The organism is Allobosea sp. ASV33 (assembly GCF_016428755.1).
Lineage (GTDB): Bacteria > Pseudomonadota > Alphaproteobacteria > Rhizobiales > Beijerinckiaceae > Allobosea.
The window spans coordinates 1-23,936 of sequence record NZ_JAELTI010000003.1; the positions used below are offsets into that span (position 1 = coordinate 1).

Sequence of the window (23,936 nt, forward strand, 5' to 3'; positions counted from 1 at the left end):
TTGCTATCTGCCCGAATAAGGCGCTCGATGTGAGCAATGCTGCCTTTGCGCGCTTTCCGGCCGACGGAGCATTTCGGCGGCAATCACGATCGAGGCCATCGCGGAACCCGGCCAGGCAGTCTGATCCTGCGCGAAGGCATGGACGTTCCCGTGGGCAGTGGATGATCGAAAACAGCGCAGGCCGAGCCCGGCGCGATTTACGGCAAGGTCCTCCTCCATTGCGATGAGGATGCAGCGGCTTAGCTCGCCGTGACCGACCGGACGGACCGGTATGGCGCTTGTCGCACGACCATTGCCGCACTCGGCGAGGCCTTGCATCGGCGCGTCAGAAGGATCTTAAGCTCGCTCTCGGCTCCAGAGGGCATCGAACCAAGGAGCGAGATATGTCGCATCACTTCAAGGTCGGGGACCGAGTCAGCCTCGCATTCGGCTTTTACGATCAGGGCGCCACCGGCACCTATGCCGTGACCCGGCTTCTGCCCACGCGCATGAACGGCGAGCCCCAGTATCGCGTCAAGGGGAGCGATGACCGCGAACGCGTCATAGGCGAAGGTCAGATCGCGCGGCCCGGGAAGGCCAGTTCGTTCGGGCGCCGACAAAGCGGCCACAATCCGATCACCGATGCCCTGAACCGCATACCCAGCAAGACGTGAGAAATGCCGCAACCGGAGGCATGAGCGAAGCCGCGGGAGCGCCCCTTCGCCAGGTCGGTCATGCCCCTAGGCGACCTCTTCGGTGATCACCTCGAAGCGGTTCAGCACATGCGGGCCGAAGGTATGGACCATCGGGATGTCGGCTGCGTCGCGCCCTCGCGCCACGAGGATGCGACCGATGCGCGGCATGTTGTGGCGCGCATCGAAAGTCCACCACGTCCCGCCGAGATAAGCCTCGAACCAGGCGTTGTAGTCCATGGGCGCAGGATCGGGGGGAACCCCGATATCGCCGAGGAAGCCGTTGCAGTAACGCGCCGGAATGTTCATCGCCCGGCACAATGCGATGGCCAGATGCGTGAAGTCGCGGCAGACGCCGACGCGCTCGCTCATCGCCTGGGCGGCTGTTCTCGTGCTGCGCGCGCATTGATAGTCGAAGCGAATCTGCGCGTTCACGTAATTGCAGATCTGCTGAACCCTGTTCCAGCCCGGCGCGAAACTCCCGAACAGATTCCAGGCCGTGGCCGACAGCTCGTCGACCTCGCAATAGCGGCTCGGCAGCATGTATTCGATCACGTCAGGAGGCAGATCGGCGGGCCATATCTCCGCAGCCGTCTGGTCGAACTGATCGGGCATCCCGGAATCGCGCACCACCAGGTCGTTGGTGAAGATCGCGCCGCCCGCGGGAATGACGAGCCGGCGGCAGAGATTGCCGAAGCCGTCCGTATACGCCTCCACGGGCACCTCGGCTCCGCCGGCGATCGAGACGGCCCGCGGATTTGGCTCGCTCACGAAATCAGCCTGTCGGCCCGGATGCGGATCAAGGAGCAGGATGCCCGGGACGGCCTGGATTGCGCCGATCTCGATGCGGTAGCCGACGCGAATGTCCATGAATGCCTTCTCACCTGAATGGGTGAGAGCGCAACACGCGGCCGCCGAGCCGGGTTCCGGCGAGTTATGGTGAGATTTTAGACAGGAATGCGCAGTGCGGACGCACCGCGCTCATCCACTCATCGTTGCGCGTGACGGCGCCCGATTGCGAATCCGCCTGGCGCCGGCGCCGGCAGAAATTCTAGCCAGCCGTCGAGGAGCTGGCTCGATGGGCAAGACTAGATGGCCGGCGATAGGCCCCGTTCCGGCAATCCGATCTCGAGACGCGTATCGACGTCAGCCTTTGGCCTTCGCGCGCTTCTTTTTGGGCGGCGGCGGTGATGCGAGAGCCAGGGCCTGATCTTGCGCCTCCTTGGCGAGCCGAAGATCGCGCAAGCGGGCCGTGTTCTCGGCGCGCTGCTGGATAATGCTCTCCATCTCCGAAGTCATTCGACCTCTCGACAGCGATTTGGTCTGCAGCTTGAGGAATTGATTGTCGGCAGCCATACGCTGCTTGGATTGTTGAAGCATGTCGTTCTCCTTGCGTTGTTATCGAGCACTGGCGCGAGCAGAAGCTATGTGCGCCCTGTTGGCCGCATCGTGTCGGCCCGGCCGGGGTCGCCGAGCGTCGGCGACCTCAAAAGCAAAAAAGGCCGAGCATGAGCCCGGCCTTTCCGATGGCTATGGTCAAGGCGCCAGTACATCCGTGGTCGCCGATGACACATTGCCTGATCACGCAGCCTGGAGCTGCTCCGCCGCCATCTTGCCGGACTTGTTGTCGCGAGCGACCTCAAACCCGATCTTCTGGCCCTCGCGGAGATCCCGCATGCCAGCACGCTCAACGGCGGAGACATGGACGAACACGTCCTGGCCGCCATCGTCGGGCTGGATGAAGCCGAAGCCCTTGGTGGAATTGAACCATTTCACGGTGCCGGTGGTCATGAAAACCCTCCTTTTGGCAAACTCTGTCGCTCCCCGACAGGATGTCGGGAGAGTTCAGAACGATTTTGAAGGGGGGATCATCGATGCCGCGCTCGGAGCGCGGTAAAACAAAAACCAACCAAGCAATCTCGATGCAGTTAGATCTAGATGATATCTTTCGAAAACACAAGAAAATTCTTTCGCGGAAAACGCGAGATACGAGATTACCGATTTTTATCTTTTCCGGAGATCGTTCCGTGCAGAGCCGGGCAGGGGCTCATCACGACGACGCATGCGGCGCCACAAGCGCCCGAAACTCCTCGCCGACGGAGAGCCGTCCATACATTGCGTGCGATCAGGCAGGCGGCCTATGTCGCGCTGTTCCGAAGAAACGTGACGACGTCGTCGAGCACCGGCGCTTGCCATTGCAGAAGCCGGGACAGCGCCGTGGCCGTGCCGGCATGGCCGAGCCCCTGATAGATCTTCAGCGAGACCGATCGCGCGCCCGCTTTTCGGAGCGCCAGCGCCATGCGTTCGCTGTTGCGCGGAAGCACCGTCGTGTCCTCCGATCCCGTGGCCAGAAAGACCGGCGGTGCGTCGCGCCTGGCAAAGTTGATCGGCTGCGTCCGGGCGGGGTCGCGCGCGTTTCCGAACGCCTCCTTCGTCACGTCGATATCGAACGGGAGAAAGTCGTAGGGGCCGGAGAGGCCGACAATGGACCGGATATCGCCGGCGCGCATGCCCACGGCGGCGAGATATCGCTTGTCCAGTGTCAGCATCATCGCGTTGTAGGCGCCCGCCGAGTGCCCCATCAGGTGGATCGCCTCCGGGGCGCCGCCGAAGCGGGCAATGTTGTCTCGCACGAAACGCAGCGCGAGCGCGCCGTCCTCAATGAAGACCGGGAAGCGGACCTCCGGAACCAGGCGGTAATCCGCGATCACCGTGACGAAGCCGCGAGCGGCAAGCGCGTCGCCCACGAAGGAATAGGTTTCTTTGGCGCCGTTGGCCCAGGACCCGCCATAGATGAAGAATACCACCGGCTTCGGCGCGTCTCCGCGGCCCCGAGGCACGTAGATGTCCATGCGCTGCCGGGGATGGGGACCATAGGCCACATCGCGCGCGCCTTCGGTCAGGCCGCCGGGGCGCAGGGCTGCGCAGGCAGGCAAGGCGAGTCCGGCAAGCAACGGCAGGATGGTGCGTCGGATAATCCGGATCGTCATGGTCACCTGCGTTCGAGGAGGTATCGCCTTCTATACGCTCGGCCCGCCGGAACGGATTTCCACGGCGATGGGGCAGGATCGCAAGCGGAACTGAACCATGTCAGCCCGCTCGGCGTATCTCCCGCTCTAGACCAGGGAGATCGCCATGCGCTTCGTTGCCGGTTACGTCGCCTTCCTCATCGCCTTCGGCATCTGCGACGCCATCTGGCTGGGCACGATGACAACGAGGCTCTACCGGCCCGCGCTTGGCGATCTGATCGTGGAGCAGGTGCGCTATTGGCCGGCGGCGCTGTTCTATTTCGGCTTTCCGCTCGGGGTCGTCTATTTCGCGCTGATGCCCGCGCTGCGCGACGGCAGTGCGAGCGCCGCCTTGCTGAATGGCGCGCTCATCGGCCTGCTGGCCTATGCGACCTATGACCTGACCAACTACGCCACGCTGCGGCCCTGGACGCTGACGATCACGCTCGTCGACCTCGTCTATGGCACGGTCGTCGTCGGCCTGTGCACATGGGTCGCCTTTATCGTTGTCCGGCGCCTTGTCGGCTGGGGCTGGGTCTAGTCCCAGCCCGGCCAATCGGTCAGGCCGCGCGCAACCTGTAGTGATGGACGCCCCAGGCGTCGCCACCGGCATGGCCGAACAGTCCGCTTGTCGCCAGGAAGAACAGCCGCCAGCGCCGGCGCCAGAGCGGCGCATCCGCACCATAGGTCTCGCGCAGGATCGGATCGATCGTCGCGAGATTGCGATCGAAATTCGCCAGCCAGTCCTCGGCCGTGGCGCGGTAGTGCTCGCCGCTCCAGCGCCACTCGTCCTCCACCGTGAAGAGATCGGGGAATTGGTGAGCGAGCGTCGCACTCGGCATCAGGCCGCCGGTGAAGAAATGCTGCGCGATCCAGTCGCCCGTATCGCCCGCATCGAAACGGTAGCAGCCCTGCCGGTGGGCGAAGACATGGATGAAGAGCCGGCCGTCCGGCTTTAGCCAGCCACGAACCCGCCCGAGCAGTTCGCGCCAGTTCGCCATGTGCTCGAACATTTCGACGGAGACGACGCGATCGAAACGCTCCTCCGTCCCGAACGCGTTCATGTCGGCGGTGACGACGCGGAGATTGCCGAGATGACGGCGTTGCGCCTGCTCTTCGATATAGGCGCGTTGCGACGCCGAGTTGGAAACCGATACGATCCGTGCCTGCGGATAGCGCTCCGCCATCCATAGCGAGAGCGAACCCCAGCCGCAGCCGAGTTCGAGGATGTCCTGCCCATCGGCAAGATCGGCATGCTCCGCGGTCAGCTCCAGCGCCTTGTCTTCCGCCGCGGCCAGCGTGTCGCCGGGATCCGCGTAATAGCAGGAGGAATACTTGCGCCGCGGGCCGAGCACCTGATCGAAGAAGGCGGCCGGCACCTCGTAATGCTGGGCATTGGCCGCATCGGTATGAACGGCGATCGGGAAGTCCGCCATGTCACGAGCGAAGGCCGCGGCATCGGCCGACTGCGCGGCCAGCGACCGGGCCGTGCGCCCGACCAGCGACGCGATCACCATGCGGCTGACGGCATCGGGAACGGGCAGCCCTTCGCCCCAGGTCGAAAGCTTCTGCATGATCGTCATGACGTCGCTCCTTTCGGCGGCAGCGGGATCAGGGCGCTGGTTCGATTCTGGTACGCCCGATAGGCCTCGCCGTGCTTGGCGAGCATGTGCTCTTCCAGGGGCGGAATGCCGGAGATGCGGGTGAGCAGCAGCGTGATGCAGGCCGGTGCCAGCAGGGCGAGCCAACCCCAGGGGTAGCCGGCGTCGAGCGCGATCACGGGATAGCAGCACCAGAGCAGGCACTCGAAGAAGTAGTTCGGATGCCGCGACCAGCGCCACAGGCCGGAGTCGCAGACGCCGCCCGCTCCCGAGCGTGCGAAGGCCCGCAATTGCCCATCGGCGATGGCGCCTCCTGCAAGGCCGGCGACGAATACGGCGATACCGGCAAGATCCTGCCAACCCAGCGCCGGCGCGGGGCTATGTGCCGCCAGGACGATCCCCAATCCCAGGGGTATGCTGACCAGCGCCTGCATCTGCAGCAGCCGGGCCAGTTGCTGCGGCGCGGCGCTGCCCCAGTCCCGCTTCAGCTTCGCGTAGCGAGGATCTTCGGTGATGCCGGCGGTCCGTCGCGCGATGTGCAGGCCGAGCCGAAGCGCCCAGGCCAATGCGAGCCCGGCCACGACGAGGCGTCGTGGCATCGGCCCAGCCCCGAAAGGCAGCAAGGCGCCGGCAACCCCCGTCAGCCCCAATCCGAAAGTCCAGACCACGTCGATCCAGCCGGAATTGCCGGTGCGCCGCTCGATCAACGTCCCCAGGGCCATGAAGGCCGACATGGCCATGGCCACGAAGACCAGAGCCGCTGCGAAGGACGCGATCGTCAAAACCGCACCAGCGGTTGCAGCAGCCGGCCGAGCCAGCCCTGCAACTGCACGCTCCCGGTCATCGCGACGATGCAAGTACAGCCCTCGACGGGATCGACCCGCGGCGTATGGTCATGCTCGGCATCGGCCTCGTCGAAATCGCCGGCTGCGTAGCGCCCATATTCGTGCTCATAGGCGCCGGCGAGGATCGTGGTCCATTCGAACCCGGTATGCTTGTGGTGCGGCAGGGAGATTCCGGGCCCGGCGCGCAGCATGAAGACGCGCGCATCTGCTCCGGGAACCTCGACGCGTCGCATGGCGATGCGGATACCGATGGGGCGCCACGGACCGAGGCCATAGGGGCGCAGCACCTTCGGCATCCCCTCGGACATCGGGGCGGTCGCAACCGACGCTGCCTCGGGTCGTGCTGCAGTGGCTGCAGTACTCGGGCCGGAAGCCATTGCGACGGGCTCGGCCGCATCCAGCAGCGCGCCTTGCACGGCCTGGAGCTCGCGGAGGCGGCCGCGGCTCTCCTGGTCCGCCTCGATATGGCAGGCGACGACGACCGCGAGGCCTTCGTCGAGCTGGCCCGCTGCGAAGGCGGCAAGCGTCTCGTCGGACGGGCGATGCGACATGCTCATCGCAGATCCTCCAGCCGGCCGCGCAGATGCGACAGGGCCAGGCGCAGGCGGGATTTCACCGTGCCCAACGGGATCGCGAGGCGATCGGCGACATCTTGGTGGCTGAAGCCTTCGATGAAGGCGAGTTCGACCACGCGGTACTGGTCGGGTGAAAGGTGGGTCATCGCGGCTCGCACGCGCGCATCGCGTTCGGCGCCGGAGAGCATCGCATCGGGTTGTTCAGGGGCTTCTTCATCCAGGATCTCGTAAACTTGCGACAGCCGCGACCGGGTCTCGCGTCGGGCAATGTCGATGCGCAGGTTGCGCGCGATCGTTGCGATCCAGGTCGAGGCGCTGGCCTTCGCCGGATCGAACAGGGCTGCCTTCCGCCAGACGGCCAGGAGCGTTTCCTGCGCGACCTCCTCGGCCAACTCGGCCGGGGCGCCGCCGCGCATCAGCAATCCCTTCACGCGTGGCGCGAAATGGTCGAACAATTCGGCAAAGGCCGCCCGGTCGCCCGAGCGCGCGATGGCGGCAATCAGACTGTTGGGGTCGAACAAGACGATAAACCGAACTCCTTGCGCGACAGCTCCCGCGTTGCGCATGCCGTCGACGGTCAGGGCGAGTGCGGGAACCATATACGAGATACGCGGCCGGCTCCGCACTGGATCACTTGGGCGAGAGCGGGCGCCATCACTCCACGGCCTTCCAGTTCACGTCGCGGCAGATCAGTTTCGCCGCGATGCAGCCGCGGGTGGTGAGAGCGCCGGGTTTGGCGGTGATCGTCATCGAATAGGTCCAGTCGCGCTTCGCGTCGTAGGCGCTGCCGGAAAACGTACCGTCGGGCTGGCGGGCCAGCGTCATGACGAGCTTGTCGCCGGCCGCCTCGCCCGTGCTGGTGTCGCCGATCCAGAGATTGGTGGCGCAGATCTTGTCGCCGCAGGGCGCGATCCGGACGCGGGCGTTGCCGTCGTCGCGCAACCACGTTCCGTCGAGATCGTTGGCGGCGGCGCTATGGGCCGAAAAAGCGATGAGGGCGAGGACAAGCGGAAGGCGCGTCATGATGAAGTCCTTTCGGCGGATGCGTTTCGTCTACGCTCCGGCAGCGCCGTCAGTTTCATCGGCGCGCGAATTTGTGTCCGGACGCCCGACGAACAGCCATCCGATCAGGGCGGTCAGGGATGCAGCGCTCAGAAAATTCAGGCGCTGCAAGGCTGCGTATTCGTCGGGCCCGTAGAGATGTATCGGCGCCCCCAGGATGGCGGCCGGCAGCAGATAGGCGGCGAAGGCCAGTGCCGCGAAACCGAGCGCGACGGCGCGTTCCGAACGGCGAAACAGCATCATCGCCAGCATGAGGCAAGGAAACAGGAAGACCTCGACCCCCGAGCCCGGGCCAAAGGCGGCCCGGCAGAGCAAGGTATTGCCGATGCCGGCGACAAGAAGCAGAGATCGCCCGAGCACGGCGCTGCGCCGCATGACGGCCGGCACCGCCGCGAAGAAAGGCGTCGACAGGAAGGTGAGATAGGACGGCGTTACGACGGGCGAGACCGCCCAGTATAGATAGAGCGGATAGAAGGGCTGGTTCGAGACGATCACCAGCGCGACGGTGTTGGCGATCGCGGCCCGCGGATCGGTATGCGCCGCGTAGGCGCCGATCGCTGCAAACACCCGCTTCATTCGGCTCATCGGCATCGTCGCCCTCGCGGAAAGTCCCGGCCTGTCTTCGTTTACGCAGGAAGCGCTGCGGCGGGTCACTCGGCCGGCGTGCTTTTGCTCGCGCGGCGGCAAATCCAGTCCGGCCCCAGCCGCGTATACCCGTCATGATCAATGAAGCAGCGACGATGGAACGGGCACAGGGCAAGGCGATGCGGATCGCCGTGATCGGTGCCGGCATATCCGGTCTCTCGGCGGCGTGGCTGCTCGGGCAGGCGCATGACGTGGTGCTGTTCGAGGCCGCGCCCCGCCTCGGCGGTCACGCCAACACGGTTCGCGTCACGGGGGCTGGCGGCGAGACGGCGGTCGATACCGGCTTCATCGTCTACAACGAGGCGACATACCCGAACTTCATCGCGCTGATGGATCATTTGCGCGTCGCCACCCAGCCGACCGAGATGTCCTTCGCCGTATCGCTCGATGGCGGGCGGCTTGAATATAGCGGCACCAGCGTCGCAGGGCTGTTCGCACAGCGCAGCAATCTCGTGCGCCCGCGGTTCTGGGCCATGCTGCAGGACATCACCCGCTTCTACCGGAGTGCATCGAAGGACGCGCTGGCGGGCGGCTTGGCCGGCATCTCGCTGGGCGACTATCTCGCGGCCGGACGCTACGGCGCCGCTTTCCGGGATGATCATCTCCTGCCGATGGCGGCAGCTATCTGGTCGGCTCCCTGCTCGGAGATCCTGTCCTATCCGGCCGCCGCCTTCCTGCGCTTCCATCACAATCACGGGCTCCTCCAGCTCACCGACCGGCCGGTCTGGCGCACCGTCACAGGCGGCAGCAGCGTCTATGTCGAGCAGCTACGCGCTGGCTTTTCGGGTGAAGTCAGGGCCGGCACGCCGGTGCGTCAGGTGCGACGTGGGGCAAACGATGTCATCCTGACGGGCGATGGCTGGGCAGAAACCTTCGACCAGGTCGTCTTCGCGACACATGCCGACCAGACGCTCGCCATGCTCGCCGATTCCAGCCCGACGGAAGCCCACGCGCTGGGCGCCTTCCGCTACAGCCGCAACCGCGCCGTCCTGCATGGCGACGAAACGTTGATGCCGAAGCGCCGCCGCGCCTGGGCAAGCTGGAACCATATCGGTCAGCGCACGCAGCCGGATTCTGCCTGCGCTGTCACCTACTGGATGAACCGGCTCCAGGGGCTGCCGGAGGCTCAGCCCTTCTTCGTCACGCTCAATCCGCCGGATACGCTGCGCGAAGAGACCATCTTCCACGAGGAGATCTACGAGCATCCGCTGTTCGATGCCGCAGCTCTCGACGCGCAGGAACGGCTCTGGTCCCTGCAGGGCACGCGTCGAAGCTGGTTCTGCGGCGCCTATTTCGGATCGGGCTTCCACGAGGATGGCCTGCAGGCGGGGCTTGCCGTCGCCGAGGCGCTCGGCGGCGTCCGCCGGCCCTGGAACGTCCCCAACGAATCCGGTCGCATTCCGATCCTGCCCCGGCTGGAGCAGGCCGCATGACCTTGCAATCCGCCCTCTATGTCGGCCTTGTCAGGCACCATCGGTTCCGGCCCCGGCCGCATGCGCTGGCCTATCGGGTGTTCTGGACGCTGCTCGATCTCGACGAGATCGATGGGTTGTCGGCGAAGCTCCGCTTCTTCTCGCGCAACCGCTTCAATCTCTACGCTTTTCGCGACGCAGATTATGGCGATCGCAGCGGGCGGCCCCTGCGGCCCCAGATCGAGGAAACCCTGGCCAAGGCCGGGATCGCGCATGACGGCGGCCCCATCCGCCTGCTGACCATGCCGCGCATCCTGGGCTACGCGTTCAACCCGCTCAGCACGTATTTCTGCTACCGCCGCGACGGCAGCCTTTGCGCGACCGTCTACGAGGTGCACAACACCTTCGGCGAGATCCATAGCTATGTGGCGCCTGCCGATATCTCGGAAGGCGCACTGAGGCAGGAGGCCGACAAGGTCTTCCACGTCTCGCCGTTCATGAACCTCGACATGCGCTACGCCTTCACCGTCACCGCGCCGGGAGAGCGCGTCTCCGTCGCCATCGAGGGCAGCGACACTGAGGGACGCCTGATCACCGCCGTGTTGAGCGGCAAGCGCACGGAACTGAGCGATGCGGCCCTCCTGCGGCTGCTCGCAACCCATCCGCTGCTCACGCTGAAGGTCACCGCGGCCATCCACTGGCACGCCGTGCGCCTGCTGGCGAAGCGGATTTCCTGGCGGCCCCATCCGGCGGCGCCCGAACGCCCCTTCAGTCTTTGCAGAGCCGTGACAGCCCATGCGAAAGGACCGATGAAGCCATGAGCCGTCCAGACGCGGAACAGCATTTCAGCATGCCCGAAGAGGGGCTCGCCTTGCCAGGTGGTATCGGCCTGTCGCGCTGGTTCCTGCGCCGCGTGCTCTCCCGGATCGCCATCGGCCACCTGACGATCTTCACGCCGGATGGCGAACGGCTCTGCAGCGCGCCCGGCCTGCCGGGGCCGCAGGCGACGATGATCCTGAACAACTGGCGCTCGATACGCCGCCTTCTGCTCGACGGCGATATCGGCCTGGCCGAAGCTTATCGCGACGGCGACCTTCACACGCCGGACCTCACGGCCTTGATCGAGCTCGGCGCGCGCAACGACGCGACGCTGCGCGGCCTGGTTTCGGGCGCCTGGCCGGCGCGGCTGCTCAACCGCCTGCGCCACGTTCTGAACGCCAATACGCGCCGCGGCAGCCGCCGCAACATCACGGCGCATTACGATCTCGGCAATGAATTCTACGGCCGCTGGCTCGATTCCAGCATGATGTATTCATCGGCGCTCTACGAGACGCCGACAGAGACGCTCGAGGCCGCGCAGCAGCGCCGGCTCGATCGGATCGTCGCCATGCTCGACCTTTCGGGCGGCGAGCATGTCCTGGAAATCGGTTGCGGCTGGGGTGCACTGGCGGAGCGGCTGGCCCGCGAGGGCTGCCGCGTGACCGCGATCACCCTGTCGCCGGCGCAGCTCGAAGCCGCACGAAAGCGCATTGCCGACGCGGGCCTGTCCGAGCGCGTCACCATCGAGCTCAGAGACTATCGAGACATCGCCGGGCAGTTCGACCGCATCGTTTCGATCGAAATGATCGAGGCGGTCGGCCGCGCCTACTGGCCGTCCTACTTCGATACCCTGAACCGCTCATTGAAGCCGGGCGGTCGCGTCGTCCTGCAGGCGATCACGATCGACGATGCGTTGTTCGAGAGTTACCAGCAGGGCACCGATTTCATCCAGCGCTACATTTTCCCCGGAGGTAGCCTGCCGTCGGTCCCGGTGCTGAAGAACAGTGCCGAGGCTGCTGCTCTCGCTGTGGTCGAGCAGCTCGACTTCGGGGGCAGCTACGCCCTGACCCTGAAGGAGTGGCGCCGGCGCTTTCTGGAAAGCTGGGCCGAGATCGCGCCGTTGGGGTTCGACGAGCCGTTCCGCCGGCTCTGGGAGTTCTACCTCTGCTACTGCGAAGCCGGCTTCCGCGCCCGGACGATCGACGTCAACCTGCTCGCTCTGGAAGGCCGCTGACGGGCGCGGCGATTTCCAACTCAACCATTTAAAGCCGTCGCGCAGTCAGTCCCTTGGCGACGATCGGGCCGGTCGGGCGTCCGGTCGGAGATCCGGCAGCGGGTTCCACCGTGATCTCGAAGAGCTGATCGGCCCCGAGCGGCAGGTTGTCCAAGCGCAGCGGCACGGCCCGGGCCCTGTCGATCAGGCCGACCGAGCGCGGCCCGGTGGCACGATCCCATAGCGTCCAGATTTCCAGCGCGCGGCCCTGCGGCACGGCGATATCCTGAAGCGGCAGCAATTCGACGCGCCCATCGGCAAAGGTGTTCACCACCGCCGCGGCGAGATTGGTCTCGGTCAGCAGAACGGCGACCATCACGGGCTGACGGCGCGCGCGATCGAGTGCCGCGACGAGTCCCACGGCGAGCAGGAGCGCGGCGGCGATGCCGGCCAAAGCGGTTCCGCGCCAGAGCCAGAGACTGTCCCACCATTGCGAGAGCCGCGCGCCGAGCGCGGATTGCGGGGCCGTCGCCTGGCTTCGAGCGGGAGCTTGGCCGAGGCCGCTCTCGATGCGCTGCCAGAGCCCTGTCGAGGGCTCTATCAGCGGAGCGGTGACATCAATCGGCGCCAGCCGCGCCTGCCAGCGGGCAACCGCGGCATCGAGTTTTGCGTCGCTCGCCGCTTGCTTCTCGAACGCCTCCTTCTCGGCGCCGTCGAGCAGACCCAGCACATATTCTCCGGCGACAATCTCGCGATCTGGTTCCTGCGTCATCCCAGGCACTCCTTGAGTGCGAGCAGAGATCGGCGGATCCAGGATTTAACCGTGCCGAGCGGCATGCCGAGCTTGCCGGCGATCTCGCCATGGCTCAGCCCCTGTACGAAGGCGAGCAGCACCATCCCGCGCCGCGGAGCGGGCAGGGTTTCCAGGCAGCCGCGCAAGGCCTTGGCATCGGAGAGCTTCGCCATCACGGTTTCCGGATCATCCTCCTCGCTCGCGGCCTCCTGGCCAATCGGGCTTTCGTCGGTCTCCAGGCGTTTCTCGTCTCGCAGGATCGAGAGCGAGCGATTGCGCAGGATGGCGTAGATCCAGGTCAGACCCGAACCGCGTTGCGGATCGAAGCGTCCCGCATGCCGCCAGATCAGGATGAAACTGTCCTGCACCGCTTCCTCCGCCAGGGCGCGGCGCTTCAACATGCGCTGCGCCACGCCGATCATACGCGGGCATTCCTGGTCGTAGATGCGCCGGAGTGCGTTTTTATCGCCGCCTGCGCAGGCGGCCAGCGCCTGCTCGATGCCTGCTCCCTGCGATTGCGCGGCATTGACGGCCATGCGGGATCCCTGAACTCGGCGGCCCCCGGTTGGGCGGCGCGACGGGAGGATACGCTGCCTGCGTGACGATGGATGCACCCCGGCGGCTTTATTTTTTCGAGCGCATCCAAGGCCTTGCTCCAGCTCTATCCGGCATGAGCGCCACCGCAAGGCACCCAGCCAGCGGCGCTGACAAAACCGGAGGACAAGATGACCAAGACGATCCGTTTCGCCCTCGTCGTTTCCACGTTTCTCGGCAGCGGTCTTGCCGCGCAGGCCGCCATGCTGGCAGCCCTGACCGGCGACGACACGCTCACCATGGTCGATACCGCGACCCTGAAGGCCAGCAAGCAGATGAAGGTCACCGGTATTGCCGGCAAGATCGCCGGCATCGATGTCAGGCCGGCTGACGGCATGCTCTACGCGCTTGGCGACGACGGCACGATCTACACGATCGACAAGGCGGGCAAGGCGACGATGAAGTCGAGGATGGACACTGTGCTCGCTGCCGGCGCCATGGCCACGGTCGATTTCAACCCGGCCGCCGACCGGCTCCGCGTGATCGGCTCCGACGGCACCAACCTGCGGGTCAATGTCGATGACGGCAAGACCACGGTCGACGGCAAGCTGAAATTCGCCGAGGCCGACATGCACAAGGGCGAGGCCCCCATGATCGTGGCCGGCGCTTACACGAACTCGGTCAAGGGCACGAAGGAAACGGCGCTCTACGACATCGACGGCAAGATCGGCGGCCTGATCAAGCAGGCGCCGCCCAATGACGGCGTCCTCGGCGCGGTCGGCAAGCTCGGGATCACGGCGAAGGCGATCGCCTTCGATATCGAGACGGCCGCCGACGGGTCCAATACCGGATGGCTGCTTGCCGACGGCGCGCTCCATAAGGTCGACCTTGCGACCGGCAAGGCGACTGCGATGGGTAAGGTCGCCGGTCTGGGCGAAGCGGCAAGGGACATCGCGGTCCTTCCCGCGATGTAGGCTCGCTTTGGGCGATCGGGACGCTCGCCACCCGGCGGGCGCCCCGATCCCGTCTCATCCAACGTTCAGGGTGCGCAGCTTGTCCTTGGCGGTGACCATCGCGACCTTGAAGCCGGCCTTCTGGAACTCGGCCAGGATGGTCGGCGCCCGCAGGAAGCGGGCATCGCTCATCATCACCTCTTCCTTGGCCTCTCGGTCGTAGAAGAAGTCACCGGCGATCCCGCGCCAGGCCGGCGGGCGGCCGGTGATGATCGAGAGGTTGTTCGGGTTGGTGAAGCTCGGGATCACCGAATAGGCGTGGGTGCTGGCGCCGGTCCGCATGATCCGGTCGAGGTGCGGCGTCAGCCCCTTGGCGCTCGCCGCCTCGATATAGGCCGGCTCCGAGCCGTCCATGCAGATCAACTACCGGACGCTGCGGGTGAGCGCATTCGCGACCGTTCGCAACCACGTCAGCGCCCCGTTTCGGATGCACGTTCGTCTCAGGGCTCCTTGTGTCGGCGCCGATCAGCGGATCAGCGCCCTGACGCGTGACGAAACAAGGTCCGCCACCAGGACCATCGCGAGGATGACAAGGATGCAGGTCGCGGTGTCCTGGTACTTGAACAGCTTCATCGAGGAGACGAGTTCGAAGCCGATGCCGCCGGCGCCGACCATGCCGAGCACGGTGGATTGCCGGACATTGGTCTCCAGCCGATAGAAGATCGTCCCGAGCCAGGTCGGCAGGACCTGCGGCAGCACACCGAAGAAGAAGGTCTTGAACGGGCCGACGCCGGCCGAGCGGAAGGCCTCCAGCGGCCCCTCGTCGATATCCTCCATCGCCTCGGCGAAGAACTTGCCGAGCATGCCGGCGCCGTGGATGGCGAGCGCCAGCACGCCGGCGAAGGGGCCAAGCCCGATGGCGGCGACGAAGATCAGCGCCAGGATGATCTCGTTGATGCCGCGCAGGCAATTCAGGAGTTGCCGCGTCGCATGGAAGATCGCCGGGCTGGGGCTGAGGTTCCGCGCCGCGAAGAAGCAGATCGGCAGGGAGATGACGACGCCGAGCAGCGTGCCCCAGACCGCCACCTGCAGGCTCTCCAGCGCCGGTTTCCACAGCCGTTCGAGGAATTCCGGGTTGGGCGGCACCATCCGCACGAGGAAATCCCACATATAGGGGATGCCGTTCCAGAGGTTGCCAGCGTTGATCTGGGAGCCGACCGCCGCCCACCACAGGAAGACGAGGATGGCGAGCGCAAGCGCGCCGACGCCCCACCAGCCGAAGCGGTTCTGCGGCGGCCGGATGACGAGTTGCAGCGTTCCGAAGGACATGAGCTTGCTCCTCGTCAGGCGATTGCGGGGGCGATCATCGGCGCCAGCACGGGTTGGCTCGCCGGGCGGGGCTTGAGCACGCGGCTGATGCCGGGGTCCTCGAGGCCGGGATAGATCTGGTGGACGATCTCGGAGGTAAGGTGGTCCGGCGTATCGTCGAAGATCACCCGGCCCCCGCTCAAGCCGACGATGCGCTCGCCGAACTCGACGGCATAGTCGACCTGGTGGAGGTTGCAGATCACGGCGATCCCTTCCGCCTTGCAGATCGCCTTGAGGTAGCCCAGCACGATGCGCGAGGTCTTGGGGTCGAGGCTCGCCACCGGTTCGTCGCAGAGGATCACCGCCGGCTGCTGCGCCAGCGCGCGGGCGATGCCGACGCGCTGCTGCTCGCCGCCGGAGAGCTGGTCGCCCCGCGAGTTCGCCTTGTGGGCGAGCTCGACACGCGCCAGGCAGTCCATGGCGATCTCGACATCCTGCCGCGGGAAGAGCTGCAGCATGCTCAGGAAGGAGGACAGGCCGGCCATGCGTCCGACGAGGACATTCTTCAGCACGGAGAGGCGCTTCACCAGATTGTGGTGCTGGAAGATCATCGCGACCGGCCGCTTGCCGGCCGCCGCGCGCTTGCTGTCGAAAACGGTCCCGTCGATGACGGTCCGCCCGGCATCGGGCTGCGCCAGCCCGTTGATGCAGCGCAGCAGCGTGGACTTGCCGGCGCCGCTGGGGCCGAGCACGACGAGAAATTCCCCGGCTTTGACGCTGAGGTCGATGCCCTGCAGGACCGGGCGGCCGGCATAGGATTTCTTCAGGCCTTCGATCGTGATCATGTCGCCTCCTCCTCGGCCTGTGCCTACTTCATCTTGGTCAGGTCGAGCTTCAGCACCTTCGCCGTCTCTCGAATGATGTCGTAGGCTTGGTCGTTGGTCTCGACGAAGCGGTTGAGCTTGCCCTGGTCGGCCCAGGTGATGTCCCGGATGTTCAGGAAGGCGGACTTGATCTGCGCCTTCAGATCGTCCGGCAGGTTCTTGCGCCAGCAGGTCGGCGATTCCGGGATCGGGTCCGACTGCCAGACGACCTGGATGTCGGCCGGATCGACCAGCTTCTTCTGCACGGCTGCATCGAAGATGCGGTCGGCGATCGTCGCGGCATCGACCCGCTTGTTGGCGACGGCAAGCGCGTTGGCATCATGCGAGCCGGTGAAGAGGACGCGGCCGAAATCCTTCTCGGGATCGAAGCCCAGCTTCATCAGCCCGGCCTTCGGGAAGAGATGCCCCGAGGTCGAGGAGGGGTCCACGAAAGCGAAGGTGCGGCCCCTGAGATCCTTGACCTCCTTGATGCCGCTGTCCTTCCGCGTGATGATCAGGCTGCGATAGTAGCTGCGGCTGGATTTGGCCGTCTCGGCCGTGGCGAACGCCTCGATGGCCGCGACCGTGGTGCCGAGCACATAGGAGAACGGGCCAAGATAGGCGACGTCGACATGGTTCGAGCGCATCGCCTCGATCACGCCGTTATAGTCCGAGGCGACGAAGCCCTGGACTTTGATGCCGAGGTTCTTCTCCAGCGCATCGAGCAGTTGCTGGCTCGATTCCAGCATCGCCCGCGAGTCCTCGGACGGGATCAGCCCGACGCGGATCAGTTTTGTCTGGGCCTGGACCAGAGCCGGCATTGCCAGCAGCGTGCCCCCGGCCAGCGAGCTCTTCAGAATCGTCCGACGCGTGATGGTCATGTCATCCTCCCAAGATGATCCGGCGATCTTTGATCTGCCGGTGAACCGTTGCGGGCGTCGTGCCCGTTGCTTGCTCTCAGGCGGCCATGGCCGCCTGCCGTCCGATGAAATTGCGGCCACGCTCGCCTTCGAGTGCCTTGCCGACGAGGCGGTTCCACTCCAGCGGCGAAACGCCGTAGGCCGTGGGATCCGTCGAGACGCCGAGATTGTGCAGGAAGGCGCCGAGTCGCTCGGCTCCCGCTTCGAGATCCGGGCCGAAGACGCGGCGCAGCGCGGCGTCGCATTGCGGCTGGGCGCCCATGGCCCAGCGCATCACGATCGGCAGCGAGAAGGAGCAGGCGATGCCGTGGATCGTGCCGCTCTTCAGCGTGATGTCGTAGGAGATGTTATGGGCGAGCGCGGTCTTGGTGTTGGAGAAGGCCATGCCGGCCAGCAGGCTCGCGCGCATCTGCCGGGCCCTGAGCTCGATATCGTCGAGACGCTCCAGCAGGCGGGGCAGGGTGTCGATGATCTCCCGCGCGGCCTCGACGGCATAATTCGCCGAGACCGGGTTGCCGTTGACGTTCCAGATGCTTTCCAGGGCATGCGAGAGCGCGTCGAGCCCGGTTGCCAGCGTCAACCCGCGCGGCGCACCCACCGTCAGCGCCGGGTCGAGCACCGCGGTCTCCGGATAGAGCCGGGGATGGGCGAGCGAGTATTTGCTGCCATTGGCGGCGTCCCAGACCGTCGCCCAGGAGGTGACTTCGCTGCCGGTGCCGGCTGTCGTCGGCACGGCGATGATCGGGATGATCGCGGCCTCGTCGAGCGGCTTCTTCTCGACGAGATGGCGGCGCACGGTCTCGAAATCGCCGTTGCTGGCGGCCAGCACCTTCGCGGCATCGATCATCGAGCCGCCGCCGAGCGCGACGATGACCTCTGCCGGCTCGGCGGCGCCGAACTGGCGGCATGACAGGGCGAGATCGGCGCAGTCCGGATTGGTCTCGATATTGGTAATCGACACGACCGGTGCGCCTGCAACCGCCGTCAATCGGACGGAGAGCTCGCGAAAGACTGGCTGATCGTAGGTGACGAGCGCCCAGCGGCGCTTGCCGATCAGCGTCGCGACCTCGTCGAGCAGGCCGGATCCGAAGCGGATCTTCACTGGATTCCAGTATGCCCAGTTCATGCGGTTCATCCCTCGCGATGCGCCTTTCCGGCCTTGAAGGGATGCTGTCGGAAGCCTGTTCCTATAACAAATTGATTTTTTGATCTAATCGGATAGTTTTTTGCTATGCGTTACACCCAGCTTAGATCTTTCCATCTCGTGGCCGGTTCGGGCGGCTTCAATGCCGCCGCGGACGCCTTCCACATCAGCCAGCCGACCCTGACGGCGCAGGTCGGCGCGCTGGAGGAGGAGTTCGGCGTCGAGCTCTTCGTCAAGCGTGGCCGGCGGCGCGAGCTCAGCGATACCGGCCGCCAGCTCCTCGCCATCACCACGCGTCTCTTCGCCGAGGAAGCCGAGGTGCTCGCCTTCCTGACGGAAACGCGCGAGCTGCGGACCGGGCGCCTGTCGATCAGCGCCGTCGGGCCGTTCCATGTCACGGAAATGCTGGCCGCCTTCAACCAGGCCTATCCGGAGATCGAGCTCGCCGTGAAGCTCGGCAACTCCGCCGAGGTTCTCGACGATCTTGCCAGTTACCGATGCGACGTCGCCGTCCTCGCCTATATCGACGAGGACGACCGGCTCCTGACCATCCCCTACAGGCGCCATCCCGTCGCCGTGTTCGTGCGGAGCGACCATCGTTTCGCCACGCGCGACAGCATCCGCCTGACGGAGCTCGAAGGCGAGCCGATGATCGTCCGCGAGCAGGGCTCGACCACGCGGCGCGCCTTCGAGGAGGCTCTCGCCAGGACCGGAACGAAGCCTCGCCTGATGATGGAGATCGGCAGCCGCGAAGCGATCCGCGAGGCGGTCATCCACGGCCTTGGCATCAGCTATGTCTCAGAGGCGGAATTCGTGCCGGACGAGAACCTGAAGCTGGTTCGAATCGAAGGAGCGGAGGTCTATACCTATGCCCATGTCGTGGTTCTGAAGCAGCGCGAGTCGAGCCGCATCATCAAAGCCTTCCTCGACGTCGTGCATCGCGCACGCGATGCTTTCGACGCCGTCGCGGGCAGGTCCCGAGTGTAGGCGGTCCTTGGCGAGCCTCCGATGCGGACATGCGAATGTCCGGAGTTCCCGCAAACCGGGGTCGCGCTGGCTCGACCAATCGTGGTTGATTCGAATCCGGGCGATTATCGGGCGCAGGTATCTGTTGGGGCAAAAGCCGGCGGCAGCGCTGATCGAGAACCCTGATCTCTCAATTCTTTCATCTGCTTAGCGCAGATGAAGTGGCGGAGACGGAGGGATTCGTTGCCGAAATCCCGCTAACCTCCGGTGAATCCTAAGCTTTTGAAGCAAGGATTTTCATCGCGCGTGCCATCTCCAGCAGCCATTTTCAGCGGCAGATTGACGTGCTGGTTGCGTGCTCGTCAAGGACTAAAGGATCGTCGGTTTGAAGGATTGAAGGCGCATTCCTTAGACCCGGCGCCGCGATGCCTGTCCCATAGTGCTTGCCGACTAGCTCGGGCGGAGAGCTTGGATTGACGCTCCGTGCGCTGGCAACCTAGCCTCAGCCGTTCGGCAAGCCGCAAGAAGCCTGCGGGCTTGGGGAGGGACGATGACGGCTATCGCGCGTGTCGCGCTCGTCATAACCATTTTGCTCGGGGCCGGTTTGGGAGGCTATGCATGGGCCGCAGGTTGCGTCATCGACGCTTCGCCTTGTCGCGGTTGCGGCTGCAAAGGGGGGCCGGGATATCGCCATTTGGCATCAGGCCAGTGCGTTGGATTTCGTGATCTCGCCAAGAAATGCGGCGAGCCACCTGGCGCCGCTTGCGCCTTCGAAAATGCGCCGGGCACGGGCGCTAACCGCGAGTGCGCGTTGGGGGGCAAACCCCAGAAGTAGGCCCACCCCACCAATCTCGAATGCTACGAATGCTAGCTGCCTTAGACGCCTGGCAGCGCGAACCCGCGAGCAGCGCGAGCCGATATGACGTTATACAAGTACTACCCGGAAGACAGATTCTTCGAGAGGCGCCTCGTCCGGTTCTCGCAACCTAGCGCGTTGAACGATCCGAACGAGGCGCTGCCGGAAATGCTTATCGGGCGCTACTCCGAGGACGACTACGAGAAGGCGCGGCGTGAAGCGGAACGCGCTGGGATGCATGATGCGACAATCGAGGACCTTGAGGCCTTCTTTCTCAAGCCGTTCCCATCGGCGCGCTTTGACGAACGAAGTTTTCCTGGGCTTTGGCCCGCGCATGAACCGCGACTGAAATCAGAGCCGTTTGATACGATCGCGGAATACGACCACGCCATCGCGATACGAGCTATGGAACTTTTGGCCGAACGCGCTAATGCAACGATCGGCATTTTCAGCCTGAGCCGCGTCTTGAGCGACCCGATGCGCGCCTACTACGCAAACACCCACCAAGGGCTGGTGATCGGCTTCGACGAAAGGCATCCTTTCTTTGCGGGACGCTGCCTTGAAGTCGAGCATTCCGACAGGCCGTTCTCGGTGTCATCAAATGACGGAGGGGTTCGGGTCTTTAGCGCTACCTTCAACAATGAGGACATCCTCGAAGGCCGATTGGAGACCATTCCTCACCAATTGTTTCTGCGAAAGCGACCAGGCTGGGAGCATGAAGGGGAGGTGCGCATGATAGCCCCCCTGACGGCGGCGACAGCAGTGCTCAACTCGGCTGATGCCTATCCCGTGTATCTGTTCGTAGTCCCAGCTTCTGCCGTTGTATCCATCGAATTCGGCTATGCAGCAGCTGACGATTTTGTTGCCGCCACAATGGGTCGAGTCGCTGATCAGAGTGTTTGGGGCCATCTCAAGATTATCCGTCGACGCCGCCTCAGAAGTCGCATGATCGAAGATGAGGTCATAAGTTGACCATAAAGCGGAGCAGCCGGAGATATGCGACGCACGCGGACGCTTCGGCGGAAGCTACGATTACCCCCTGCACAATCGGTGCGGACTCGAACTCGACCGTAACGACGCGCCCGAGCCCGCGGGACCCATGGCGGCTTTACCCCGTTCCAGGCTTCGACGGCATGGTCGCCTGGTCCAAGCGTCGATGAATCAGCGAAATAAGCGAGAACGCGTCTTCCGCTTCCTCCTTCGTCATATGCCAGTAGAGGCGTGGGGCGTGGGCTGCAGGATTTCGAAACATTCCGAAGGTGCCCTTTATCAGGTTGCAGAAGCCCTTCTGCTCGCTCCGATCGTTTTCGGTAGCGAGCGCGTTTATCGCTAGCATGGGCTGAGGGCCTCCCAGCGCTTGATCTGCTAAAGCGCTCCCGTCTTCAACAAGCCCAGTCCGGCTTCGGATTTTGTCAGCCGCGCTCTTCGTCGCCTCAAGCACAGCATGAAAATAATTCTCAGCCAGCAGCTCTTCTCGACAAAAATGAAGCACATCCGGATGGATCTTTCGGCTGACAAGGTCGGCCCGCAATTCCTGCGCTCGGCGCGAAGCTTCAGTGAGTGTCCTGGCTCGCTCTATCGCGTCCAGATTGCCGGCGGCGTCGACCGCCATCCCTGCGAACGAAAGAGCTCGATTCAGATTCATCCGTAATGGCTCGAACCGCTCGGAGTCTCGAACGAAGCGGGACGGCTTCATCGCCTTACGGATGAAGGCGATGACATGGATGCGGTCCTGATGCTTGTTTTGGCTGCCGGCGAAAGCATTGAAGAGGCGATGTCGCTTTCCGAGCAATGGATGCCGGTCCTCAATGCGAGCGGCCGAAAGGAGCTGGCCGATCTCGCTGCCGCTTAGCCCATCGACTGTATCGCCCAATGCATCTGCGATCGCACTTAGTTCAGACTCGGAAAAGAAGGCCATGGCGCCTAATTAGCTCGGCGGTGATCTGCCTGAAAGCGGGTTAAAATGGGCAAGCGCTGTTTTCCTTGCAAGAACGGGCAGGCCGGCCGATTTTGACAGAATATGGACACTTTCACGCGCCAAGCGCAGCGAAATTATGAAAGCAGTGCGCCGCGAGAACACGGCGCCTGAAATGGTGGTTCGGCGGCTTCTGCACGGGCTGGGTTTTCGGTATCGCCTGCACGCTAAGGAGCTATGGCCCGCAACACAGCGCGGCGCCGTGCCAAGAGGGTCTGGGCTGTGTCGCGGCGCTTGCAGAGCGCGCCGCGTGCCGGGGTGCGCCGGCCACGACCTCACGCCGTTTTGGGGTGGCCCAGGCAGCTCTCCAGCACGCGGCGTAGGTCTGCCTGCCGAAACGGCTTCTTGAGAAGGACCACCCTTCCATCGCCTTCGAAGCCGGCGACCTCACCGTGGCCTGTCGCGAAAACGACCCGGATGTCGGGTCGCTCTGCGAGCACGCGACGTGCCAGTTCGTCGCCCTGCATGTCGGGAAGGCCTATGTCGGTGATGAGGACGTCTACAGATCGTCCGACGGCGATCTCGAAGGCCTCCTTCGCGGAGCCGGCCTCCAGCGCTACGTGACCCAGGTCTTGGAGCATGTCGATGGTGTCGAGGCGGATTAGCGCGTCGTCCTCGCATACGAGCACGGTCGCCGCCGCCGAAGGCATCGCGCCTCGGCTCGTCGATTCCTGATCTTCGGTCGGAACCGCGGCCTTGCCGTCCCGGGCAAAGACCTGGCGCAACTTCCGAGCCAGCGCCTCGCGCGAATAGGGCTTGGACAGCAGGTTGACGCCCTCGTCGAGGCGCCCTCCATGGACGATGGAGTTCTCGGTGTAGCCGGACGTGAACAGGACGCTCAGTTTCGGCAGGCGTTCCCTGGCTCGCCTCGCGAGCTCCGTGCTTTTCATGGGTCCGGGCATAACCACGTCGGTGAACAAGAGGTCGACCTCGACCCCGCTCTCGATAACGGCGCAGGCGGTTTGGGCGTCCGGCGCCTTCAGCACGCGGTATCCGAGCTCGCCAAGCGTTGCGACAACGGTGTCGCGGACGGCGTCGTCGTCCTCGACGACAAGCACAGTCTCCGAGCCGCCCACGACGGGACCGGAGTCGGCCTCCGTCGATTGCTCCTCCGGTCTTGTGGAGCGCGGCAGGTAGATCTTGACCGTCGTGCCCTGTCCGGGCTCGCTGTAGATCTTCACGTGGCCCCCGGATTGCTTGACGAAGCCGAAGACCATGGAAAGCCCCAGGCCGGTCCCCTTGCCCTCGGGCTTCGTCGAGAAGAAGGGCTCGAAAACCTTCGCCAGGACTTCCGGCGTCATCCCGGTGCCCGTGTCGGTCACCGAGAGCTGGACGTATTGTCCGGCCTGCACCTCGTCGTGCAGCTCGGCATAGGCGTCGTCGAGGAAGGCGTTGCCCGTCTCGATGGTGAGGTGCCCCCGCCCGTCCATCGCGTCGCGCGCATTGATCGCGAGGTTCAGCAGCGCGTTCTCAAGGTTGGTCGGGTCGACCAATGTGTTCCATAGTCCGCCGGCCACGATCGTCTCGATATTGACGGCCTCGCCGATCGTGCGCCGCAGCAGGTCGTCCATGCTCCGGATCAGCTTCCCGACATTGACGACCTTAGGTTCCAGCGGCTGGCGGCGGCCGAAGGCGAGGAGCTGGGAGGCGAGGTGCGCACCCCTCGCCACGCCGGCCATTGCCTTCTCGACACGCGCCTTGGCGCGATCGTTCCCGTCGATGTCCCTGGAGAGAAGCTGCAGGTTCCCGCCGATCACCTGGAGTAGGTTGTTG

28 protein-coding genes are annotated in these 23,936 nt (G+C 64.8%); 9 read left to right on the forward strand and 19 right to left on the reverse strand.

The window, feature by feature from the left end; translation table 11 throughout:
• Nucleotides 1-383: 383 nt before the first annotated feature.
• The gene (locus JHD80_RS01360) at nt 384-653 is read left to right on the forward strand and encodes a hypothetical protein (protein WP_199084578.1); all 270 of its coding nucleotides are present in this window, start codon (nt 384-386) and stop codon (nt 651-653) included.
• Nucleotides 654-719: 66 nt separating this feature from the next.
• Here JHD80_RS01360 and JHD80_RS01365 read toward each other — a convergent pair whose 3' ends face one another.
• The 4 genes from JHD80_RS01365 to JHD80_RS01380 form a co-directional block, all read right to left on the reverse strand.
• Nucleotides 720-1,541 (reverse strand): transglutaminase-like domain-containing protein, encoded by an 822-nt coding sequence (locus tag JHD80_RS01365; RefSeq protein ID WP_199084579.1) that lies wholly within the window; start codon nt 1,539-1,541, stop codon nt 720-722.
• A 276-nt stretch (nt 1,542-1,817) separates the two neighbouring features.
• On the reverse strand, nt 1,818-2,051 hold the full coding sequence (locus tag JHD80_RS01370; protein ID WP_199084580.1) for a hypothetical protein: 234 nt from the start codon (nt 2,049-2,051) through the stop codon (nt 1,818-1,820).
• Between the two features lie 201 nt (nt 2,052-2,252).
• A complete protein-coding gene (locus JHD80_RS01375; RefSeq protein WP_047576572.1) occupies nt 2,253-2,462 on the reverse strand; it encodes a cold-shock protein in 210 nt (69 codons plus the stop codon).
• A 347-nt stretch (nt 2,463-2,809) separates the two neighbouring features.
• Nucleotides 2,810-3,661, reverse strand: coding sequence for an alpha/beta hydrolase (locus JHD80_RS01380; RefSeq protein WP_199084679.1), 852 nt, complete (start codon nt 3,659-3,661; stop codon nt 2,810-2,812).
• 145 nt (nt 3,662-3,806) lie between these two features.
• Between JHD80_RS01380 and JHD80_RS01385 the strand changes: the two genes are divergently transcribed.
• Nucleotides 3,807-4,220 (forward strand): DUF2177 family protein, encoded by a 414-nt coding sequence (locus JHD80_RS01385; protein ID WP_199084581.1) that lies wholly within the window; start codon nt 3,807-3,809, stop codon nt 4,218-4,220.
• Nucleotides 4,221-4,239: 19 nt separating this feature from the next.
• Here JHD80_RS01385 and JHD80_RS01390 read toward each other — a convergent pair whose 3' ends face one another.
• The 6 genes from JHD80_RS01390 to JHD80_RS01415 form a co-directional block, all read right to left on the reverse strand.
• A complete protein-coding gene (locus JHD80_RS01390; RefSeq protein WP_199084582.1) occupies nt 4,240-5,262 on the reverse strand; it encodes an SAM-dependent methyltransferase in 1,023 nt (340 codons plus the stop codon).
• Nucleotides 5,259-6,062 (reverse strand): DUF1295 domain-containing protein, encoded by an 804-nt coding sequence (locus JHD80_RS01395; RefSeq protein ID WP_199084583.1) that lies wholly within the window; start codon nt 6,060-6,062, stop codon nt 5,259-5,261. Before JHD80_RS01395 ends, JHD80_RS01390 begins: the two co-directional genes overlap by 4 nt.
• Complete coding sequence (locus JHD80_RS01400) at nt 6,059-6,682, reverse strand: ChrR family anti-sigma-E factor (protein ID WP_199084584.1); 624 nt, start codon at nt 6,680-6,682, stop codon at nt 6,059-6,061. The genes JHD80_RS01395 and JHD80_RS01400 overlap by 4 nt, the downstream gene beginning before the upstream one ends.
• Nucleotides 6,679-7,221, reverse strand: coding sequence for a sigma-70 family RNA polymerase sigma factor (locus JHD80_RS01405; protein WP_248311333.1), 543 nt, complete (start codon nt 7,219-7,221; stop codon nt 6,679-6,681). Before JHD80_RS01405 ends, JHD80_RS01400 begins: the two co-directional genes overlap by 4 nt.
• Before the next feature lie 133 nt (nt 7,222-7,354).
• A complete protein-coding gene (locus tag JHD80_RS01410; protein WP_199084585.1) occupies nt 7,355-7,723 on the reverse strand; it encodes a DUF2147 domain-containing protein in 369 nt (122 codons plus the stop codon).
• Nucleotides 7,724-7,753: 30 nt separating this feature from the next.
• Nucleotides 7,754-8,449 (reverse strand): hypothetical protein, encoded by a 696-nt coding sequence (locus JHD80_RS01415; protein ID WP_199084586.1) that lies wholly within the window; start codon nt 8,447-8,449, stop codon nt 7,754-7,756.
• Between the two features lie 53 nt (nt 8,450-8,502).
• On the opposite strand from JHD80_RS01415, the gene JHD80_RS01420 reads away from it, so the two are divergent.
• From JHD80_RS01420 to JHD80_RS01430, 3 genes are read left to right on the forward strand one after another with little or no spacing between them, the layout of a single operon-like run.
• The gene (locus JHD80_RS01420) at nt 8,503-9,840 is read left to right on the forward strand and encodes an NAD(P)/FAD-dependent oxidoreductase (RefSeq protein ID WP_199084587.1); all 1,338 of its coding nucleotides are present in this window, start codon (nt 8,503-8,505) and stop codon (nt 9,838-9,840) included.
• Entirely contained in the window at nt 9,837-10,640 is an 804-nt protein-coding gene (locus tag JHD80_RS01425) for a DUF1365 domain-containing protein (protein ID WP_199084588.1), read from the forward strand. The genes JHD80_RS01420 and JHD80_RS01425 overlap by 4 nt, the downstream gene beginning before the upstream one ends.
• On the forward strand, nt 10,637-11,872 hold the full coding sequence (locus tag JHD80_RS01430) for an SAM-dependent methyltransferase (protein WP_248311334.1): 1,236 nt from the start codon (nt 10,637-10,639) through the stop codon (nt 11,870-11,872). Before JHD80_RS01425 ends, JHD80_RS01430 begins: the two co-directional genes overlap by 4 nt.
• A gap of 28 nt (nt 11,873-11,900) precedes the next feature.
• Here JHD80_RS01430 and JHD80_RS01435 read toward each other — a convergent pair whose 3' ends face one another.
• Nucleotides 11,901-12,623: an anti-sigma factor gene (locus JHD80_RS01435; RefSeq protein WP_199084589.1), complete on the reverse strand. Its 723-nt coding sequence runs from the start codon at nt 12,621-12,623 to the stop codon at nt 11,901-11,903.
• Entirely contained in the window at nt 12,620-13,180 is a 561-nt protein-coding gene (locus JHD80_RS01440; protein WP_199084590.1) for a sigma-70 family RNA polymerase sigma factor, read from the reverse strand. The genes JHD80_RS01435 and JHD80_RS01440 overlap by 4 nt, the downstream gene beginning before the upstream one ends.
• A 189-nt stretch (nt 13,181-13,369) precedes the next feature.
• Between JHD80_RS01440 and JHD80_RS01445 the strand changes: the two genes are divergently transcribed.
• Entirely contained in the window at nt 13,370-14,152 is a 783-nt protein-coding gene (locus JHD80_RS01445) for a DUF4394 domain-containing protein (protein WP_199084591.1), read from the forward strand.
• A gap of 54 nt (nt 14,153-14,206) precedes the next feature.
• On the opposite strand, the gene JHD80_RS01450 is transcribed toward JHD80_RS01445, so the two are convergent.
• From JHD80_RS01450 to psrA, 5 genes are all read right to left on the reverse strand, one after another.
• Nucleotides 14,207-14,545, reverse strand: a complete 339-nt coding sequence (locus JHD80_RS01450; RefSeq protein WP_199084592.1) for an alkaline phosphatase family protein — start codon at nt 14,543-14,545, stop codon at nt 14,207-14,209.
• 111 nt (nt 14,546-14,656) lie between these two features.
• A complete protein-coding gene (gene phnE, locus JHD80_RS01455; protein ID WP_199084593.1) occupies nt 14,657-15,460 on the reverse strand; it encodes a phosphonate ABC transporter, permease protein PhnE in 804 nt (267 codons plus the stop codon).
• Between the two features lie 14 nt (nt 15,461-15,474).
• On the reverse strand, nt 15,475-16,284 hold the full coding sequence (phnC, locus tag JHD80_RS01460; protein ID WP_199084594.1) for a phosphonate ABC transporter ATP-binding protein: 810 nt from the start codon (nt 16,282-16,284) through the stop codon (nt 15,475-15,477).
• A 23-nt stretch (nt 16,285-16,307) separates the two neighbouring features.
• Nucleotides 16,308-17,183 carry a phosphonate ABC transporter substrate-binding protein gene (gene phnD, locus JHD80_RS01465; protein WP_199084595.1) on the reverse strand — a complete coding sequence of 292 codons (876 nt, stop codon included), beginning with the start codon at nt 17,181-17,183 and terminating at the stop codon, nt 16,308-16,310.
• A gap of 76 nt (nt 17,184-17,259) precedes the next feature.
• A complete protein-coding gene (gene psrA / locus JHD80_RS01470; RefSeq protein WP_199084596.1) occupies nt 17,260-18,348 on the reverse strand; it encodes an iron-containing alcohol dehydrogenase PsrA in 1,089 nt (362 codons plus the stop codon).
• Between the two features lie 105 nt (nt 18,349-18,453).
• On the opposite strand from psrA, the gene JHD80_RS01475 reads away from it, so the two are divergent.
• Together JHD80_RS01475 and JHD80_RS01480 are read left to right on the forward strand one after the other, a co-directional pair.
• Nucleotides 18,454-19,353, forward strand: a complete 900-nt coding sequence (locus JHD80_RS01475; RefSeq protein ID WP_199084597.1) for a LysR substrate-binding domain-containing protein — start codon at nt 18,454-18,456, stop codon at nt 19,351-19,353.
• A gap of 898 nt (nt 19,354-20,251) precedes the next feature.
• The gene (locus JHD80_RS01480) at nt 20,252-21,160 is read left to right on the forward strand and encodes a DUF2971 domain-containing protein (protein ID WP_199084598.1); all 909 of its coding nucleotides are present in this window, start codon (nt 20,252-20,254) and stop codon (nt 21,158-21,160) included.
• 136 nt (nt 21,161-21,296) lie between these two features.
• Here JHD80_RS01480 and JHD80_RS01485 read toward each other — a convergent pair whose 3' ends face one another.
• Complete coding sequence (locus tag JHD80_RS01485) at nt 21,297-22,106, reverse strand: TIGR02391 family protein (RefSeq protein ID WP_199084599.1); 810 nt, start codon at nt 22,104-22,106, stop codon at nt 21,297-21,299.
• Between the two features lie 100 nt (nt 22,107-22,206).
• Between JHD80_RS01485 and JHD80_RS01490 the strand changes: the two genes are divergently transcribed.
• The gene (locus JHD80_RS01490) at nt 22,207-22,512 is read left to right on the forward strand and encodes a hypothetical protein (RefSeq protein ID WP_349237189.1); all 306 of its coding nucleotides are present in this window, start codon (nt 22,207-22,209) and stop codon (nt 22,510-22,512) included.
• Here JHD80_RS01490 and JHD80_RS01495 read toward each other — a convergent pair.
• Nucleotides 22,439-23,920: a response regulator gene (locus JHD80_RS01495; protein WP_349237187.1), complete on the reverse strand. Its 1,482-nt coding sequence runs from the start codon at nt 23,918-23,920 to the stop codon at nt 22,439-22,441. The genes JHD80_RS01490 and JHD80_RS01495 overlap by 74 nt on opposite strands.
• Between the last annotated feature and the right edge of the window lie 16 nt (nt 23,921-23,936).

Bases quoted from the DNA above. Each gene is read 5' to 3' on its own strand.
- JHD80_RS01360 (WP_199084578.1), top strand. From the start codon at position 384: ATGTCGCATCACTTCAAGGTCGGGGACCGAGTCAGCCTCGCATTCGGC.
- JHD80_RS01365 (WP_199084579.1), bottom strand. From the start codon at position 1,541: ATGGACATTCGCGTCGGCTACCGCATCGAGATCGGCGCAATCCAGGCC.
- JHD80_RS01370 (WP_199084580.1), bottom strand. From the start codon at position 2,051: ATGCTTCAACAATCCAAGCAGCGTATGGCTGCCGACAATCAATTCCTC.
- JHD80_RS01375 (WP_047576572.1), bottom strand. From the start codon at position 2,462: ATGACCACCGGCACCGTGAAATGGTTCAATTCCACCAAGGGCTTCGGC.
- JHD80_RS01380 (WP_199084679.1), bottom strand. From the start codon at position 3,661: ATGACGATCCGGATTATCCGACGCACCATCCTGCCGTTGCTTGCCGGA.
- JHD80_RS01385 (WP_199084581.1), top strand. From the start codon at position 3,807: ATGCGCTTCGTTGCCGGTTACGTCGCCTTCCTCATCGCCTTCGGCATC.
- JHD80_RS01390 (WP_199084582.1), bottom strand. From the start codon at position 5,262: ATGACGATCATGCAGAAGCTTTCGACCTGGGGCGAAGGGCTGCCCGTT.
- JHD80_RS01400 (WP_199084584.1), bottom strand. From the start codon at position 6,682: ATGAGCATGTCGCATCGCCCGTCCGACGAGACGCTTGCCGCCTTCGCA.
- JHD80_RS01410 (WP_199084585.1), bottom strand. From the start codon at position 7,723: ATGACGCGCCTTCCGCTTGTCCTCGCCCTCATCGCTTTTTCGGCCCAT.
- JHD80_RS01420 (WP_199084587.1), top strand. From the start codon at position 8,503: ATGGAACGGGCACAGGGCAAGGCGATGCGGATCGCCGTGATCGGTGCC.
- JHD80_RS01425 (WP_199084588.1), top strand. From the start codon at position 9,837: ATGACCTTGCAATCCGCCCTCTATGTCGGCCTTGTCAGGCACCATCGG.
- JHD80_RS01430 (WP_248311334.1), top strand. From the start codon at position 10,637: ATGAGCCGTCCAGACGCGGAACAGCATTTCAGCATGCCCGAAGAGGGG.
- JHD80_RS01435 (WP_199084589.1), bottom strand. From the start codon at position 12,623: ATGACGCAGGAACCAGATCGCGAGATTGTCGCCGGAGAATATGTGCTG.
- JHD80_RS01440 (WP_199084590.1), bottom strand. From the start codon at position 13,180: ATGGCCGTCAATGCCGCGCAATCGCAGGGAGCAGGCATCGAGCAGGCG.
- JHD80_RS01445 (WP_199084591.1), top strand. From the start codon at position 13,370: ATGACCAAGACGATCCGTTTCGCCCTCGTCGTTTCCACGTTTCTCGGC.
- JHD80_RS01450 (WP_199084592.1), bottom strand. From the start codon at position 14,545: ATGGACGGCTCGGAGCCGGCCTATATCGAGGCGGCGAGCGCCAAGGGG.
- phnE (WP_199084593.1), bottom strand. From the start codon at position 15,460: ATGTCCTTCGGAACGCTGCAACTCGTCATCCGGCCGCCGCAGAACCGC.
- phnC (WP_199084594.1), bottom strand. From the start codon at position 16,284: ATGATCACGATCGAAGGCCTGAAGAAATCCTATGCCGGCCGCCCGGTC.
- phnD (WP_199084595.1), bottom strand. From the start codon at position 17,183: ATGACCATCACGCGTCGGACGATTCTGAAGAGCTCGCTGGCCGGGGGC.
- psrA (WP_199084596.1), bottom strand. From the start codon at position 18,348: ATGAACTGGGCATACTGGAATCCAGTGAAGATCCGCTTCGGATCCGGC.
- JHD80_RS01475 (WP_199084597.1), top strand. From the start codon at position 18,454: ATGCGTTACACCCAGCTTAGATCTTTCCATCTCGTGGCCGGTTCGGGC.
- JHD80_RS01480 (WP_199084598.1), top strand. From the start codon at position 20,252: ATGACGTTATACAAGTACTACCCGGAAGACAGATTCTTCGAGAGGCGC.
- JHD80_RS01485 (WP_199084599.1), bottom strand. From the start codon at position 22,106: ATGGCCTTCTTTTCCGAGTCTGAACTAAGTGCGATCGCAGATGCATTG.